General features: G+C 41.0%; 14 protein-coding genes. 2 read left to right on the top strand and 12 right to left on the bottom strand.

Translation table 11 applies throughout. The features are described 5' to 3' along the window. Nucleotide 1: 1 nt before the first annotated feature. From LJE09_RS01700 to LJE09_RS01675, 6 genes are all read right to left on the bottom strand, one after another. Entirely contained in the window at nt 2-391 is a 390-nt protein-coding gene (locus tag LJE09_RS01700; protein ID WP_008703021.1) for a 4Fe-4S dicluster domain-containing protein, read from the bottom strand. Next, nucleotides 388-1,182, bottom strand: coding sequence for a CoB--CoM heterodisulfide reductase iron-sulfur subunit B family protein (locus LJE09_RS01695; RefSeq protein ID WP_022380680.1), 795 nt, complete (start codon nt 1,180-1,182; stop codon nt 388-390). Before LJE09_RS01695 ends, LJE09_RS01700 begins: the two co-directional genes overlap by 4 nt. Nucleotides 1,183-1,778: 596 nt before the next feature. Beyond that, nucleotides 1,779-2,729, bottom strand: a complete 951-nt coding sequence (locus LJE09_RS01690) for an L-lactate dehydrogenase (RefSeq protein ID WP_008703016.1) — start codon at nt 2,727-2,729, stop codon at nt 1,779-1,781. A gap of 264 nt (nt 2,730-2,993) precedes the next feature. Further along, nucleotides 2,994-4,325: a threonine/serine ThrE exporter family protein gene (locus LJE09_RS01685; protein WP_118339391.1), complete on the bottom strand. Its 1,332-nt coding sequence runs from the start codon at nt 4,323-4,325 to the stop codon at nt 2,994-2,996. A 68-nt stretch (nt 4,326-4,393) separates the two neighbouring features. After that, nucleotides 4,394-5,194 carry a DUF4866 domain-containing protein gene (locus LJE09_RS01680; protein WP_008703013.1) on the bottom strand — a complete coding sequence of 267 codons (801 nt, stop codon included), beginning with the start codon at nt 5,192-5,194 and terminating at the stop codon, nt 4,394-4,396. 206 nt (nt 5,195-5,400) lie between these two features. After that, complete coding sequence (locus LJE09_RS01675) at nt 5,401-6,996, bottom strand: AAA family ATPase (RefSeq protein WP_227310935.1); 1,596 nt, start codon at nt 6,994-6,996, stop codon at nt 5,401-5,403. Nucleotides 6,997-7,865: 869 nt separating this feature from the next. Between LJE09_RS01675 and LJE09_RS17880 the strand changes: the two genes are divergently transcribed. Beyond that, on the top strand, nt 7,866-8,348 hold the full coding sequence (locus LJE09_RS17880) for a collagen-like protein (protein ID WP_306797794.1): 483 nt from the start codon (nt 7,866-7,868) through the stop codon (nt 8,346-8,348). Between the two features lie 81 nt (nt 8,349-8,429). Further along, on the top strand, nt 8,430-9,485 hold the full coding sequence (locus tag LJE09_RS01665) for a tetratricopeptide repeat-containing glycosyltransferase (RefSeq protein ID WP_330398274.1): 1,056 nt from the start codon (nt 8,430-8,432) through the stop codon (nt 9,483-9,485). 74 nt (nt 9,486-9,559) lie between these two features. On the opposite strand, the gene glmS is transcribed toward LJE09_RS01665, so the two are convergent. The 6 genes from glmS to LJE09_RS01635 form a co-directional block, all read right to left on the bottom strand. Continuing rightward, complete coding sequence (gene glmS, locus LJE09_RS01660; RefSeq protein WP_022381098.1) at nt 9,560-11,401, bottom strand: glutamine--fructose-6-phosphate transaminase (isomerizing); 1,842 nt, start codon at nt 11,399-11,401, stop codon at nt 9,560-9,562. A gap of 263 nt (nt 11,402-11,664) precedes the next feature. Beyond that, nucleotides 11,665-13,287: a hypothetical protein gene (locus LJE09_RS01655; protein ID WP_173698801.1), complete on the bottom strand. Its 1,623-nt coding sequence runs from the start codon at nt 13,285-13,287 to the stop codon at nt 11,665-11,667. 79 nt (nt 13,288-13,366) lie between these two features. Continuing rightward, complete coding sequence (locus LJE09_RS01650; RefSeq protein WP_008703001.1) at nt 13,367-13,630, bottom strand: hypothetical protein; 264 nt, start codon at nt 13,628-13,630, stop codon at nt 13,367-13,369. A 361-nt stretch (nt 13,631-13,991) separates the two neighbouring features. Then, entirely contained in the window at nt 13,992-14,711 is a 720-nt protein-coding gene (locus LJE09_RS01645; RefSeq protein ID WP_173698803.1) for a glycosyltransferase family 2 protein, read from the bottom strand. A gap of 235 nt (nt 14,712-14,946) precedes the next feature. Beyond that, nucleotides 14,947-16,104 (bottom strand): ABC transporter ATP-binding protein, encoded by a 1,158-nt coding sequence (locus LJE09_RS01640; protein ID WP_025576993.1) that lies wholly within the window; start codon nt 16,102-16,104, stop codon nt 14,947-14,949. Between the two features lie 79 nt (nt 16,105-16,183). Beyond that, a complete protein-coding gene (locus LJE09_RS01635) occupies nt 16,184-17,203 on the bottom strand; it encodes a FecCD family ABC transporter permease (protein ID WP_055052829.1) in 1,020 nt (339 codons plus the stop codon). Nucleotides 17,204-17,224: the final 21 nt, after the last annotated feature.

Below are 17,224 nucleotides of genomic sequence, written 5' to 3'. Positions count from 1 at the left end.
CTTACCTCCTGTATCTTCTGAATGCACTTACCAGAAGCTGCTGTGGCAGTTCCGGATCAAGAAGCTGTGGTATCTCATCTGCTTTCAGATAATCGCCGCCTTTTTCACGGACAACTAACTGTCTTGCTGCATCGATGATCTTTCCCGGTTTTACATCTCTTGGACAACGCTCTACACAGGCGAAGCAGGAAAGGCATTTCCAGAGAGACTTTGAATTGACAAGTGCTTCGATATCTTCATTTACAACATAGGATACAAACTGATGTGGCTTGATATCCATTTCATTGAAAGATGGGCAGGTAGCAGAACATTTTCCACATTTCATACATTTCAGCGGATTGGTTCCGGAGATCTCTTTGATCTTTTCTGCTGCTGAATGCTGGTTTCTCATTTTGCCACCTCCTCTTTTACTCCGAGGGCTTCTGCAAGGAGCTCTGTGAAATAATATACAGGCAGTTCGCTGGAAGCGTTTTTATTTAAATTATATTTACACAATGGACAGGCTGTGATCAACATATCTGCGCCAAAGCCTTTCGCACTGTCTTCGATTTTCTGACACATGTTCTGAGACATATCTTTTTCTTTCAGAGAAATGTAACCGCCGCAGCATTCATTTCTGTATGGATAGATTACCGGTTCTGCCCCAAGTGCACGGATGAAATCTTCCATGATTGTCGGATTCTCTGGATCATCAAAAGCCATGATCTTGCCCGGACGTAATAAGAGACATCCGTAATATGCTCCGATCTTCTTTCCTGTAAGCGGGTTTACTACTTTCTCTTTCAGCTTGTCAAAGCCAACTCTGTCGCGAAGCACTTCCAGATAATGGAGTACTGTTGTCTCGCCAGCATAAGGCTCGTCAAGCTGCATGTAATTATTTGCTCTGGTGCGGATATCTTCCACATTCTTCATGTCGTCATTGACACGTTTGATCACGTGATGACAGGCAGAACAGATTGTCACCAGATCCTGGCCTTTTTCTTTGGCCTGATTAAGAGCACGTACGGAAGAAAGTTTCGTAGCAATCTCGTCAGTTCCCAGAGGATAAACGCCTCCGCAGCACTGCCAGTCTTCGATCTCTTCCAGTTCAAACCCAAGTGCTCTGGCGCTGGCTCTGGCATATTCGTCCAGATCTTTCGCCTTGTTTCTCAGGGTACAACCCGGATAATAACTGTACTTCATACTTAACATTATCCTTTCTTAGTTGTTCAGATAAATTCATGTTGCTCAAATAATGATATCAGGGTCCAAAAGCAATTTGCCCCGATATATAGCGCCCGTAAATAACAGTCGCTAGTCCTTGTCTTTTTTTTAACAATATATAGACAAAAATATAAATCAAGTCTAATACAATTACTTTTTATATCTTTGTTGAGACATAGAAAATAAAAGAGTTCGCACACCCTTCCTCCGCAATTAAAGGAGTGTATCAGCTCGATTTCCGAAAAATATTATATCATATTGACAACATTTTAACAAGAGGTTTTTGATAATTTTTTTATCACGCATCATTGCTCAATTCTTCTGATCTAAATTAATCTTTTTCAGGCAGATAAAATCTTCCGCTTTTCTATTTACTCACAATCATAGTATCTTTCAAAAAATTAATAAAAATATTATTTATATATTTTTTTGCTTTTGATATATGTAAGCCAAAATTCGTCTGTTTCCGCTTACAGTACAGAATTTTGGCTAATAATTAAAAAGGAGTAAACAGTAATATGGATTCAGAAGAACAGGCTGTACCTGTACTTCTGAATGTTTTGTCTGATATATTATTAATTAAGGTCAATCTGAGCAATAATTTCTTTCAGTGCATCTGCACTCTTCTTAAGCTGTTCGATCTCAGCTTTTGTCATTCTCATTGGAACTTTGCCCTGTACACCATTTGGCCCTACCAGAGTTAATGTACTCAGGCATACATCATCGATTCCGTACTCTCCATGCATCATAGTAGATACTGTAGAGATAGACTCTGAAGAAGATACAAGAAGGCTGCAAAGTTTGCATACAGAAGAGGATACTGCATAGAAAGTTGCACCTTTCTTGGAAATGATCTCACCGCCAGATTTCTGTACATACTGAAGCATTGCTTCTTTATCAATCGGTTCAATATCCTTACCGAGTTTCTTCTCAAGGTCGTAATATTCATCCACACTTACACCTGAAATATAGGCACCAGACCACGGAATAAAGGATGTATCTCCATGCTCACCGAATACATAGGCATGGATATTACTCTGTGCAATCTGGAAATGTTCGGATAATCCGCAGCGCAGACGTGCAGAGTCAAGAATTGTACCGGAACCAAGGATCTGGTTTTCTGGAAGTCCGGAAATCTTTGTAAATACATAAGTCATGATATCAACCGGATTGCTTACGATCAGATAAAGGGCATTTGGAGCTGCCTTTACGATCTCCGGTGTGATAGATTTGAGGATATTTACATTTGTCTGTGTAAGTTCAAGTCTTGTCTGTCCTGGTTTACGGGCAATACCGGATGTGATGATAACGATGTCAGAATCCCTAGCATCTTCGTAGTCTCCGGCAATGATAGAGATAGGATCTCTGAAGCAGGTTCCCTGGATAATATCCAGAACTTCACCTTCTGCTTTCTTTTTGTTGATATCGATCAGAACAATTTCAGATGCGATATCCTGGCTTGATAAAGTGTACGCGATGGTAGATCCGACGCTGCCGGCTCCAATGATAGTAATTTTACTGCTCATAATCTTAATACTCCTTTTCTCCTAACAAAATTGACGCCTTAATGATAACACATTGTCAAAAAATTGACAAGAGCTTTTGTACAGAAACCTGAACAATTTTTTCGTTTAAATATTTGTTTGGAAGCATAAAATTGTTTGTTAGTTTGATATAATTTTCACATTTTCCTATTGGAGTAGATACTTGCACGAGCAAATCCCCAACCACTGCTTATTGCTTTTTGCAATTTAAGCAGTGGTTGGGGATTTCCCTGATTTTTGATTCGGTTAAGTACAGTATCTGAAAGCTTTATCTGTCAGAATACGTGCAAAGATTAGCCCTAATGGCAACGCTGCAATGATAAGAATCGCAGACGCAAACCAGGATGCAGCTACTGATAATGACATAATACCAAGATTATAAAATCCTCTGTATAAATATAATCCCGGAACCATGATAACGATTGAGGGAACTGTTACAGATATCCTTGGATATCCGACTTTATTCTTCAGCAGGGACGCCAGAAGTCCCGCAGTAAGTGCACCAATAAATGCGGCTGCAGCAGGAGGAATATTTGCAAGGTCTACCAGTTCCAGTCTCAGAGTATTGGCAGCTGCTCCTATCCCGGCTGCTGCGACTGCCAGACGAACCGGGCTGTTAAACATGATAGAGAATCCAAACACTCCGCAGAAACTTGCAAGAAGCCTGAATAAGATCCACTGCTCTGTTGACAGTGAAAGTTTTATAAAATCTACAGGTTTCAAATGCAGGATCAGTGCCATGATCCATGCTGACATAGTAGCTACCAGAATAACGATCAAAGCATAAGTCAGACGTTCTATTCCTGAACGCATATCCAGTTTTGCAAGGTCAATACCACTGGTAATAAACGGAAATCCCGGTATGATAAAGAGCATTGCACAGATATATCCCGCTTCGTGCTGAACAGAAATACCAAATAATATTTCTCCAAGTTTGAGCAGACCTGCATATGCAAAACATGCCAGAGATACAGAAGACACAATACATAAGAACAATGTAAAATGGTGTTTGGTCAGTTTGCAGCGGAGATAATTTCCAATTCCTGCCCCGACAAATGCACAGAACATCTCGATCGGACCGCCCCCAAGAAGGAATGTAAATCCGCAGCATGCGATCGCTGCAGCAAGTCCCAGTGCAGGCGGGGAATATAGACCATGTGTTTTTTCAATATTGTCAAGAAATGTATGCAGCTGTTCTCCTGACATATGTTTTCCTTCTTTTTCAAAGTTTCGGATAAAGTGTTCCAGACGATTTAACTTCAAAGTATTTACGCCTGTATTAGTCAGGCACAACGACTGGGTAAAACCATTTTCTCCGTCATAACATGTATATTCAATGGACATCAGACCAATATCCGCCGTACACGTAATGCCAAGTGCTTCTGCCAGTGTATTCATGGAACTTCTCACTCTCCATGCTCCGGTACCGCATGAGAGAAACATAATCCCCACACGTCCGATAACGGATGCTTTCTCTGCGATGCTGGAATCTACAACTGGTACATTTTCCCCATTTTCATCTGTATACTCATGCCAGGCAACATCCATATGGTTCTTTTTAATCACTTCCTGCGGCATTTTTCTCACTTCCTCATTCTATATTGTCAATCGGATAAAATCATCCGCTTTGCTACTTGCTTGATTTGTTAAAGCTGCAGACTGTCATTTCCTGCTTTCTCCATCATTTTCTCTCTGCATGCCAGTACGATTCCGTCAATCTCGTCTAAATGCTGCAGCATTTTTTTCTCAAATTCATGGATAGGAAGAAGAATTCCAATTTCATCATAGGGTTTATCCGGATTCTCTTTCTTCAGACCTGTTTCCTGTCCGTAGTATACCATGGCTCTTGGGGCTTCTTCCTGAATCTTCTGGAAAGCATCCCATACAACAGCATATGCCTGTGCTTCTGTCAGACCCAGTTTACAGGTGTCGGGAAGTGCATAAAGAGCCAGGACACCACGTTTACGGTTATCTTTTTCTTCTGTAATGTTCAGACCTTCTGTATAGGTACGGACAAGATCATAACCATCTGCAAGATACAGTGCAGATCTGGGGGCACATTCATGATGTTCATATGTTTCCTTGAATTTTGCATATTCTCTGGCTGAAACCTTTTCCCCGGGAAGAAGTTCTCCGGCTGCATCTGTAAGGAGCACCGGGTTCTCTCCTGCTTTTCCGTGGAATTTCTTCGGGATCAGATAAGCCTCCCTTAACAGGTCAAACATACTTCTGCCGCATAATTCCAACAGCAGTGCACTGATATCACCGTTCTGGTACGCATGAAACAATACCTGCAGGAAATGATCTCTGTCATTATCTGTCAGACGATGGTCGTCATCTATATGGTCATAAAAAACTCCGCTTAATCGTCCGGATGCTTCCGGCGAAGCCAAAATTTTAGAAAAAATTGTTTCTACTGCTTCTTCTCTTGGCAAAACTGTACTCATAATTAACTTCCCCTTTCCAATCGTTTCAGATTCTTTTTTCGGTTTTCATTATAGTCTTGCTTTTAGTAATGTCAACATAAAAAGAGGGAATTTTCTGATATCAATTTTACATAGATGCAAGCTAAAAATTATATAAAAAAGACATTCCATCCACTGGGGTAGAATATCTTTTCTCATAACTTATATGATTCTTTTGAAGTTACGTTCTATATACACAGTGGAAACCATTTTTCGATTACACACTGATGAACTTTTTCTTTTTTATCGTAGTTGATCCCCACCAGCAAAATATCTCCTGTATACTGCTGTAATGACTCTGGATATTTTCGTTCTTTTATCTGATTCAGAGCAGTTTCTGCGTCTTTGTTCCATTTCAGTTCGACGAGTAATGCAGGATAATCGTCTCTGTACAGTGGTTTGGGGATGAAGACGAAATCTGCGAAGCCTCTTCCTGTCGGGAGTTCCCGGATTGGCTTAAAATAGTATTTTATTGCACTTAAGTAGGCAATGCTGAGTACGCTGCTCAGGGAATTCTCGTTATTGTACTGAATCACTGATGTGTATTCTGCATGGATTTTCTCTATCTGTTCAGCAACTGTTTCTGCATCCATTTCCCAGGTGGCTTCCAGCAGTTTTTCAGATTCCTGCTGGAATTCGATCAGTTCATTCCATTTATTTCGTTTGGTTGCGGCACGAAATTCCTGACGGATTTCTTCATTAGGAATGTAAGCTCTCTGGGTTCTCTGGTCGTAGGCAAGGTAACCCAGGTGGATCAGCAGAGTCAATACATCATCTTTGTCTGCGAAGCTGACCATATCATTCTGAAATTCATTGACATTTACTTCTACAGAGGAACCGGACAGCATTTCTATGATGGATGTCCGCAGACCATCAAAATCCATGTTGATCAGTGGCAGGATTGACAGATAGGTTCCTGTCTGTGACCAGTAGCTCTGGAATGTCCGCATAATTGTCAGATTTACTAACGCATTTGGATTATATACATGGTAATCTCCAAGACGGTAACCATCGTACCACCGCCTCACTTCTGCAAAATCTATCTCATATTTTTCACACAAATCGATTACTTCATCTTCATTAAAACCGATATATGGTGTCAATGGGCCGGCATTAAGCATTGTAAACTGGGTGAAATTATTTAAGGCAGACTGGGTTTTTAATTTCTTTATCGGTAAAATTCCGGTCAGATATGCAAGTGCGATATATTTTGATGCCTCAATTCCTTTAAACATGTTTCTGAGAAAGTCAATATACATTTCCTGTGCTGCCTGATTATGGGCTTCATCACGAATCAGAACATCCCATTCATCAATGATTACAATAAACTGTTTTCCTAATACAGTATTAATGCGTGCCATTGCTCCATATATAGTGCTGTTTTCCACCAGATTGACTTCAGGATAAGTCTCTCTTAATTCGGAAACAACGATATTCGTGATATATGAAATTAAATTCTCACTGGAACCTGCTGATATACAGCACCATTGTACATCAAAATGAATGACATCATATTTATTTAAATGTTCGTAAAAATCCGGACATTTGCTGATTTCCAGTCCTGAAAACATTTTTTCAGTGTCGCATCCTTTACTGTAATATGCAGTCAGCATATCTACAGTAACAGATTTCCCGAATCTGCGCGGACGACTGTTACATATAAACCTGGCATTTGTGCCCAATACTTTATTTGTATATTCCAATAATCCCGTTTTGTCTATATATACTTCTGAATTGACTGCACACTGAAATGCTGCAGCATTCGGATTTACAAACATACCCATTATCTCACCCTCCCTCTTTATTATTGATAGCTTTTCTGTCTTCTTATACAGCATCTTATAACCTCCTTAATAAATATGTTCAGGAGTTCCTGTCTTTTAGAAAACTCCTGCTAGAAATAAATAGTGAAAATTAAAGCATGACTTTTCTGAAAGAACAGATTCATGATCTGTATATGAATTGAGATTTGGCTGTAACTGTTGAAAATACCGGACAGTTACATAGATTTAGATAATTAGAAAATATGCTTTTGTTTATCATAGCATACCGGAACTTATTGGGCAAGAGATAAAAAGAATCCAACGCATAAACCTATATATTTTATGCATCAGACTCTTTTCATTTTTGATAATTATCCTGTCAGGAAAATATAATTATTTTCCACAACAGTTTTTATATTTCTTTCCACTTCCGCTAGGAGACCGCCATCGGCGGTCTTTCCTATAAAGTAAAAAACTCGCGTATTGCGTAAAATCTTACCCGTAAAAGAATGTTTGCTGTATAGCATGGGAAGTTTAGTACCTGATACGGTTACAGATGAGTATATCTTGTCTGTAAAGGATGCTGTCAACCACCCTATGATGTAGTGCCACTTTAGGTAGCAATACCCTATTGGGGATAAAAGGTCGAAGGCGTAAACCGTTACTACGACTGGGCAGTTACAAGCCCATTGCCTTTAGGTAATGGGTAGTTGACAGTTATACAATAGTAAGTCACAAACTCACATATGAAACATATACTAATATCGAGAACTGCAATCTATTATTGTCAGATTCCACAACAACTGCCGGAATGTCCTGTAAAATTACAGTCTGCCAGGCAGACTGTCTAGTCTGACGATATAAGATTTTTCCAGAGGTGATACTTTTCTATGCTGTTTAGTCATCATACCTCAGATGATCCGGAATTATCCGGTACATCCTGTTGTAACAATAACAATCGCTGCAGCTGTGACTGTCAGGGACCTCAGGGGCCGCGCGGTTGTCCTGGTCCTACCGGACCCAGAGGCTGTCCCGGTCCCGTTGGTCCAATGGGACCTCAGGGCCCCCAGGGTGAACCCGGACTTCAAGGCTACCCAGGTCCTGTCGGACCTGTTGGAGCCACTGGCGCTACCGGACCTGTCGGAGCTACCGGAGCCACTGGCGCTGCCGGACCTTCCGGAGCTATCGGACCTACTGGCCCTGCCGGGCCTATCGGACCTACTGGTGCCACTGGTGCCACTGGTGCTACCGGACCTGCCGGTACTATAGCTCCGGCAGCGGCCGTAGCAGATGCCACAGGTCAGACAGATATTATAACCCAGTTTAATCAGCTTCTCGCAAATCTCCGCGCAGCCGGACTTCTTGCAACTTAAACCTCAGGAGGGGCAAATGCTCCTCCTGATTTTCTCAAAAGGTGCTTTAAATTATCTTCCATGATTTCTCTCAGCCTTTGTATGATTGTAAAAAATGAAGAAAAAGTATTGCCGCGTATCCTGAAACCCATGAAAGAAATTGTAGACAAAATTCTTATCTGTGATACCGGTTCTACAGACAGGACCAAAGAAATTATCAGAGAATTTACAGCAGAAGTTTATGATTTTCCATGGAAAAATGATTTTTCTGCTGCCCGGAATTTTATTTCGGAAAAAGTCAGTACTGATTACTGGATGTGGCTGGATGCAGACGACATGATCACTCAGGAAAATCTGTACAGACTAAAACAATTAAAAGAAACACTGAGTCCGAACACAGATATGGTTATGATGGATTATGTCACAGATTTCGATGAATGGAATCATGCTGCATTCTCCTGTTACAGAGAACGCATCTTAAAAACTTCCCGAAATTTCAGATGGCGGGGAAGAGTTCATGAATCCATCATTCCCACCGGGAACATCCTTTATTCTCCCATACAGATTGAACATCGCAAAATAAAACCCTGCTCTTCCTTTCGAAATCTGCACATCTATCAACAGATGATCGAAGAAGGAGAGCCTCTGGAACCCAGAGACTTATTTTATTATGGCCGGGAACTTTTTTATCATAAGCAATACGAGTATGCCATCTGTGTTCTGAAAAAATTTCTGAAAGAGCCGGACGGCTGGATTGAAAACAGACTGGACAGTTGTCTGGTTCTCTCCTATTGTTATCAGGCATCAGGCAATGACCAGTATGCTCTTGAGATACTGTTTCACAGTTTCATGTCAGATATTCCAAGAGCCGAAATATGCTGTGAGATTGGGAAAATATTTTTTATGAAACAGAACTTTTCCATGGCAGCTCACTGGTATCATCAGGCACTTCTTGCACCGGACAACAGCCAAAACGGAGGATTCTATATTCCGGACTGCCATAATTTCATACCATTTCTGCAATTATGTGTATGTCTGGACAAATCCGGAATGCACAAAGAAGCTTTTGAATTTCATCGGAAAGCCAGAACACTGAAACCGGAACATCCTTCTGTTATTCAAAATCAGATCTATTTTCATGAGATTCTGGGATTTTGAAAAAAATGCCGCAGACCGTATTAATCCTTTACAGTCTGTGGCATTACGCTACATATTGTATTGTTTTCCCGGCACTATTCTACAGTTACACTCTTAGCCAGATTTCTCGGCTTATCTACATCCAGGCCTTTGGCTACGCTGACATAGTAGCCAAGCAGCTGCAAAGGAATAACTGCCAGTGAAGTTGCAAAGTGTGGATCTGTTTTCGGAATATAAACTGTGAAATCTGCAGTATCTTCTATATTATAATGTCCATATGTGGTGAGTCCCATCAGGTATGCACCGCGGCTCTTACATTCTACCATATTGGAGACTGTTTTCTCATAGAGATGATTCTGCGTGAGAATACCGATCACAAGAGTTCCGTCCTCAATCAGAGAGATTGTGCCATGTTTCAGTTCTCCGGCCGCATAAGCTTCTGTGTGTACATAACTGACTTCTTTCATCTTCAGGCTGCCTTCCATACTGATGGCATAGTCAATACCACGCCCGATAAAGAAAGCATCCCTGGCATTTGCCTGCTTAGCCGCAAACCACTGGATACGCTCTTTGTCATCTTCAATGATCTTGGCAATCTTATCCGGAAGTGTTTTCAGCTCTGCGATCAGCTCCTGATATTTTTCTTCTGTAATCTGTTCTCTGACTTTTCCAAACTGCACTGCCAGTGCATAGGAGGCAATCAGCTGAGTACTGTATGCCTTGGTAGTTGCTACAGAAATTTCCGGTCCCGCCAGAGTGTAAAAAACATTATCCGCTTCTCTGGCAATGGAAGAACCTACCACATTGACAATTCCCAGTGTACGGATACCTCTCTGTTTCGCCTCACGAAGTGCCGCAAGGCTGTCTGCTGTTTCCCCTGACTGGCTGACAATGACCACAAGACCTTCCGGATCTAAAATCGGATTTCTGTATCGGAATTCCGATGCCAGTTCCACACGTACCGGAATCCTTGTCAGATCTTCGATCACATACTGGGCTGCCATTCCCACATGGTAAGCAGAGCCACAGGCTACAATATAGATCTGGCTGATCTTTTTGATCTCCTCATCTGTAAGACCTACTTCTGAGAGATCAATACGATCATCTTTGAGTACAGAATTCAAAGTATCCCGAACTGCTTTCGGCTGTTCATGAATTTCTTTTATCATGAAATGTTCAAATCCCGCTTTCTCCGCCGCTTCTGCATCCCATTCAATTGTTTTCGGCTCTTTCTGGATCTCATCACCATCCAGATTGTAGAACGTGATCTCCCCTTTTCTGATACGAGCCATCTCCAGATTTCCAATATAATATACATTTCTGGTGTATTTTAAAATTGCAGGAACATCGGATGCAATGTAAGATTCACCGTTCTCCACCCCAAGGATCATCGGGCTGTCTTTTCTTGCCACATAAATCTCTCCCGGGTAGTCTTTAAACATGATCGCAAGAGCATAGGAACCGCGGATACGGACCATTGCATGGTTAATGGCATCTACCGGTGTTCCGAGATATTTCTTATAATAATAATCTACAAGTTTAACTGCTACTTCAGTGTCTGTAGATGAATAAAACTCATAGCCATTGCGGATCAGTTTGTCTTTCAGTTCCTGATAATTCTCAATGATTCCATTATGAACTGCTACTACGTTACCGTCATCACTCATATGGGGATGCGCATTTGTCTCAGATGGTTCTCCATGTGTCGCCCAACGGGTATGTCCGATACCACATGTTCCAGGTACAGATTCTCCATTATTAGTTTTATCTGCAAGAACTTTCAGTCTGCCTTTCGCTTTAATAACCTCTGTATCACCTTCGCCGTCGCGAACTGCAAGTCCCGCTGAATCATAACCTCTGTATTCAAGTCTGGACAGACCATATAATAATATAGGTGCTGCCTGATGATTACCTGTAAATCCAACAATTCCACACATTTATATTTATTCCTCCCATATTTTCCAGATATTTACAGCATTATAAAAATACTGCTTTATTATATTATAAGAGCATTATGGAGTAATTTCTTATAATATAATAAAATTTCAGGGGTTCTCTCTGTCATATCGTGTCTCATTGTATCATGATGTTCCACATATGGCAAGAAAATCCCCTGAAACTGTGTACTCTGTTTTTACGAAAGTACTTTCATCATTGTTTTATCCACGTTATCCTTTGTGCCTTTTTCTGATTACCGATTTCATTTTACTTTCTGCTTCTTTACTGTTGACCAGCCGCTGTATATCTTTCTTCCATTCTCATCATATCTGTATGAACGGATTCTGTAATAATATATATGTCCTTTTTTCAGTTTTGCATTTGTGTATTTTGTAGTTGAACCGGATTTAATTACCGCTGCTCTTATGTATGGATTAGTGGTTCCTGCCCGGCGATAGATCTCATATCCATCTGCACTCTTTGCCTTTTTCCATGTAATCACAAGTTTTCCGGCAGTCCTGTTTGATATACCTGTAATTGAAGTTTTTGCCGGTTTTGCAGTCAGATCATCAGCAGAATACGTTTCCTGCGTCATATAAAGAATGGAATTTTTTCCGGTTCCATATAAGCTCTTTGCTTCTTTGTCATATGCAAAATATATATTCGCACTGTCTGTCGCATATGTATAGCCCCGGGAAATACTTCCTGAAATCGGAGTATCCAGAAACAGACCTCCGTCTTCTCCAACTGTTCCTTCATCGCTGTTTGTGATATCTGCCATATAATATTTACCGTTATTTGCCACAATATTCCACATATGAGGACCTTCACCTGTACCGCCATTCATCATACCAGTCACTGTATAGCAGGTAATGTCACTGAGATCGCACAGATACTGAAATGCCTTGGAATAACCTTCACAGACCACATTAGTACTGTCATCTCCGTCAAAAACATAGATTAACTGCCATGGATCTCCGTATTCATCATCCTCCGTCACATCATCATTGTAGGAAGTCAGGTAGCAGATCATTTCTTTATATCCGTACAGCTTTTCTGTCTCTGTATAACCCTGAAATTCTTTTACGATCATTCTGGCATTTTCTGCTGCACTTTTTGCAAGCTGTACAATCCCTGCATTTACTTTATATTTACCGGAAGCATAACTGCTGATCACCGGCATAGATATGGAAAGATTTTCAATTTTTACAGTTGTTTTGTTTCCTGTTGCCTTTGTGCTGTAACCATACTGCCAAGTAGTAGCTGCAGTCTTTTCGTACCAGTACAATTCATATGGACAATCTACAGCCAGGCAATCGATAATCTTTGAAATATCCAGTTCATTAAGGTGTGCGGCTACTTCTCTTTTGAGCGCATTGCCGCTTGCTGTTGTCTGCCAGGTCAGTCCCAGATCTGAACTGACTTTAAACCTGGTAGAACCACCTTTCGATGCCACTGCGCTGATTTTACTCTTAAGTTCCTCATATAAGGTCTGCTGCTGTCCATTCAGTACATCCTCACCCAGAGAAGCTGCTGGCTGTGTGTCCGGATCCTGTCCGTACAGAATGTCATTCAGATATTTCTCCAGAAGCTGTCTGTTATCCACAGCACCGTTTTCGTCCGGAATTACAGCCTCTGCAAAGACTTCTTCGTCTGAATCTGCTTCATTTGAACCTGCTTTGTCCGAAATGCTATCCTCTGTATCTGATGCAAACTCCGCATTATCCGCAGTTTCCTGTTGTACATCAAATTCTGTTGCATCATCTGAATTAAATTCAGAAACTGTACCATCTGTGAAATCTGCTGCTGTTACAGGTGTTACCGTAATTCCTGCTGCCAGAACCAGGCTCATTCCCAGACTTATAAAATTTTTCTTTCTGTACATAACGCATTTTCTCCTTATCTGTCGTAAATATAGTATATTACTACAATACTTTATTTCGACAGATAAAACAAGATTTTTTTTATAATCCTTGTTCTCCCGCCAGATAGCACAGGTCTGCAAGACGTTCATATTTTGTCTGCATACACGCAATATAGTCATCCAGAAATCTTTTTACACGATACGGGATATCTAAACGCTCATATCGGTTCTCAAATTCCGTCAGGTCACTGTTATCCTGCCTGATATACTCATCTGCTGCACTGATTTCCGCTTTCAGAGCAGAAAGTTTCTCCTCGTAACGACCTGTTAATTCCATTTCGCACAATTCATTCATTTTGTTCATCTTATTCTTTTCTCCCTATTATTATTTTTACATTTGTGGTAACCTTGTTACCTGTGTGTGTTGTTTTGTTATATGTTGATTTGTTGTGTTATGTGTGTTATGTACCCGATGTGTGCAGATCGGTACATACCGTTTTCTGTCTTATTACAACTATAATTGTAATTTTGTTTAAAGAAAATGTCAATTTATTTCGTCCGACATCTTATGATATGATTCGACATTTATCTGAAAATACAAGAAAGAATCCTGCCCGGAGGGCTTTTTTATGTTATAGGAACATTACGAAGTAATTTCCTATAACATAAAAAAACTGCTATTCCTCACGATCACTGTAGGAACAACAGTTTTTTTTCATCATTTTTTATGTTCGGCGGATAATCCTGTTCAATTTCACAAAATCTATTACCGCCTGTTTTCCGATCTTACAGATTTTCTTCATGTTAATGGAATTCACCCCGCCCTGACGAGGTCTGAATGTGACAGGAAGAAATTTGATGCTGCATCCCTTCTTCTTATAAATAACAGCCAGAAGTACATTGGAAAGATTAAAGTCCTTCGGAATCAGATGTATGTACCTGGCCATCGTCTCTGCTTTCATCAAACGGTACGGAGTGTTGGCATCTGTCAGATTTACCCCAAAACAGATACGGATAACCAGTTTCAGAGTTTTTGTTACAAAAACACGTGATATTCCATCCTGTCTGTCTTTTCTCCAGCCGATGACCATATCATATTTCTGTCTTCGTTTCCAGAACGGTTCAAATTCTTCCGGCAGTGTCTGGCCGTCTGAATCTGTCTGGAAAATGTAATCTGCACCATTTTTGAGTGCATACTTATAGCCATAAAGCACAGTTGCACCATGACCGCCGTTTGGTTTTGTTATCGAAATCAGCAGAGGGCGTGTCTTTGTACACTGTTTCAGTTTTTCATATGTAGAATCTTTGCTCCCGTCATCAATGACAATCAGACGTGACTGACCGTTTCCGTTATGCTTCTCTATAACAGGATACCAGTCATTAATGACCTGTTCAATGTTATCCTGCTCATTGTATGCCGGGATAACAATGTATAACTTATCCATATTTCTCTCCTTTGGATGATTGATGGTATCCATTATAGCATACATATACATGAAATAATAATATTATTTCGAAAACGATGTACTATAGCTGTTACTGTTCACTGCTAATATCCCGCGAGGTGTTTTTTGTGAGCGAAGGTCACAGAAAACCCGAGACATACTGCGCGAATTTATGCGATTAGCATAAATTCTGTGCATCGCGAAGCGTGTTGCTGGGAACGGAGTGAACAGTAACCTATAGCTCTGCCAGTATTCCCAGCTCCCGCGCAAGGCGAAGCAGTTCCCTGTTTGCGGCATTCACTGTTCCGAAGTCTTTCAGAGGACAGATAACTTTCTGACATTTTTTCATCAATTCCACAGCCTTATCATAAGATTCCTGTGAAATACTTTCGAAAGGTTTCTCTGTAATCACCTGGTCTGCAAGTGCACCGGCTACCTGACAGTCTACATCATTCGTGTGAAGCACTCCTGCCGCAAATGGAATTCCCTGTCTCTGCAGTTTTCGATAATACGGAATTCCGCTTCCATTACCGCCAATTACAAACACCTGAGGTTCACCTCTGGGCGGATCCATCTCCACACATCCAAAAGCAGCATTATAGCTTCCTCTGGTAATTCCATACAACTTCTGAATATACTCAGAAGTAAAGATTTCTTCCGGAGCACCATATTTTTCTATATATTCTCCATGTACACAGATAACTTTATCAGATATTTTCTGTGCAAGATCCAACTCATGCAGCGACATGATCACTGTAAGCTGATGATCCAGCACCATCTGTTTCAAAATGGTAAGAAGTTCCAGCTTATGACGGATATCCAGAAAAGAAGTCGGCTCATCCAGTACAATGATCTCCGGCTCCTGACAGATAGCCCTGGCAAGAAGGATTCGTTGTCTCTGACCATCGCTGATGGCTGTAAAATCCCTGTCTTTTAAATCCCATGCATGGACGGTTTCCATTGATTTCTTTACCTTTGTCTTATCCTCTGCGGAGAGTATTCCCAAAGTTCCTGTATAAGGATAACGCCCTGTGGCTACAATGTCTTCGCAAGTCATCAGTTCCGGACGCATACGCTCTGTGAGCACGACTGCCAGTTTCTGAGAGACCTCTTTATTGGTCATCTTTGCCATTTTCTCTTTATCCAGATAAACAGTACCGCTGATCGTGGCAAGCTGTCTGGTGATGCTTTTAAGAATAGTGGATTTTCCGGCACCGTTAGGACCGATGAGAGTGAGGATTTCTCCCTTTTTCAGCTGAATATTGATTTCTCTGATAAGAGGTTTTCCGTCATATCCCACAGTCAGCTGATCCGTACGGAAAAAATACTGTTCCTGCCGGTCTGCTTTGTTATTTTCTGTTTCCTTTATTACATCTGCTATTTTCTCTGACATATTTTTTCCTGTTTTCCTTTTTTATGCTGCATCTTATAGTAATCTGCCCGGATAGCGTATTCTACTCCTGCTTTTTATATCAATTTCTCTTCTGTCTGCGGATCATGATATAGATTACAACCGGTGCGCCAAACACTGCTGTTACGGAACTGATACTGAGTTCTGTAGGTGCAAATACGGTTCTGGCGATCAGATCACAGAAAAGACAGAATACTGCCCCTCCCAGAAAACAGGCCGGGATCACAAGGAGCGGTCTGGCTGTTTTCAGCAGGCTTTTTACAATGTGAGGCACTGCAATGCCAACAAAAGAAATTGGTCCTGCAAAAGCTGTCACACAGGCAGACAGAATACTGGATAAGAGAATCAGTCCTATGCGGAACAGCTTGATATTCACTCCCATATTCTGGGCATAAACTTCACCCAACTGATAGGCACCGATAGGCTTAGACATAAAGAACACGATCACCATTGTGAGCAGAACTACTATTGCCATTACTTTCACATTACCCCAGGACATTCCTGAAAAACTTCCCAGTGACCAGTTGTGAAGATTGACGATATTGGAGTCATCCGCAAATGTAACTACGAAATCTGTAACTGCAGAACAGATGTAACCGATCATGACACCGCTGATAACCAGCATGGACATGTTGTGGACTTTTTTGGCAACCAGCAGGACAAATCCCATGGAAATCATAGAACCGATAAACGCTGCAATGATCATGGCTGCAGAACCCATGGAAATAGATCTGCTCAGAAAATAAATCATCAGAAGTGCAACTACCAGCTTGGCTCCTGAAGAAATTCCAAGTACAAAGGGACCTGCAATAGGGTTATTAAAAAATGTCTGAAGAAGAAATCCGGATACAGAAAGTGCTCCTCCAAGAATGATCACTGACAGAATCCTGGGAAGACGGATTTCCCATATTATATTGTAAGCAGTCGCATCTCCTTGATGTCTGAAAATAATATTCAGAATCTCACCCACTGAAAGATGAATGCTTCCGGCATTTACATTCCAGACAAATAAAATCACCAGAAACACCGCCAGTATAAAAAATGCTATCCAGTATCTGGCTGTACGTTTTTTGTCATCCATATTTTTTGTTCCTTTTGTTTT

The organism is Blautia sp. DFI.3.45 (assembly GCF_020593505.1).
Taxonomy (GTDB): domain Bacteria; phylum Bacillota; class Clostridia; order Lachnospirales; family Lachnospiraceae; genus Blautia_A; species Blautia_A wexlerae.
The sequence above is the reverse complement of the archived record's forward strand: the minus strand, read 5'-3'. Positions and strand labels throughout refer to the sequence as shown.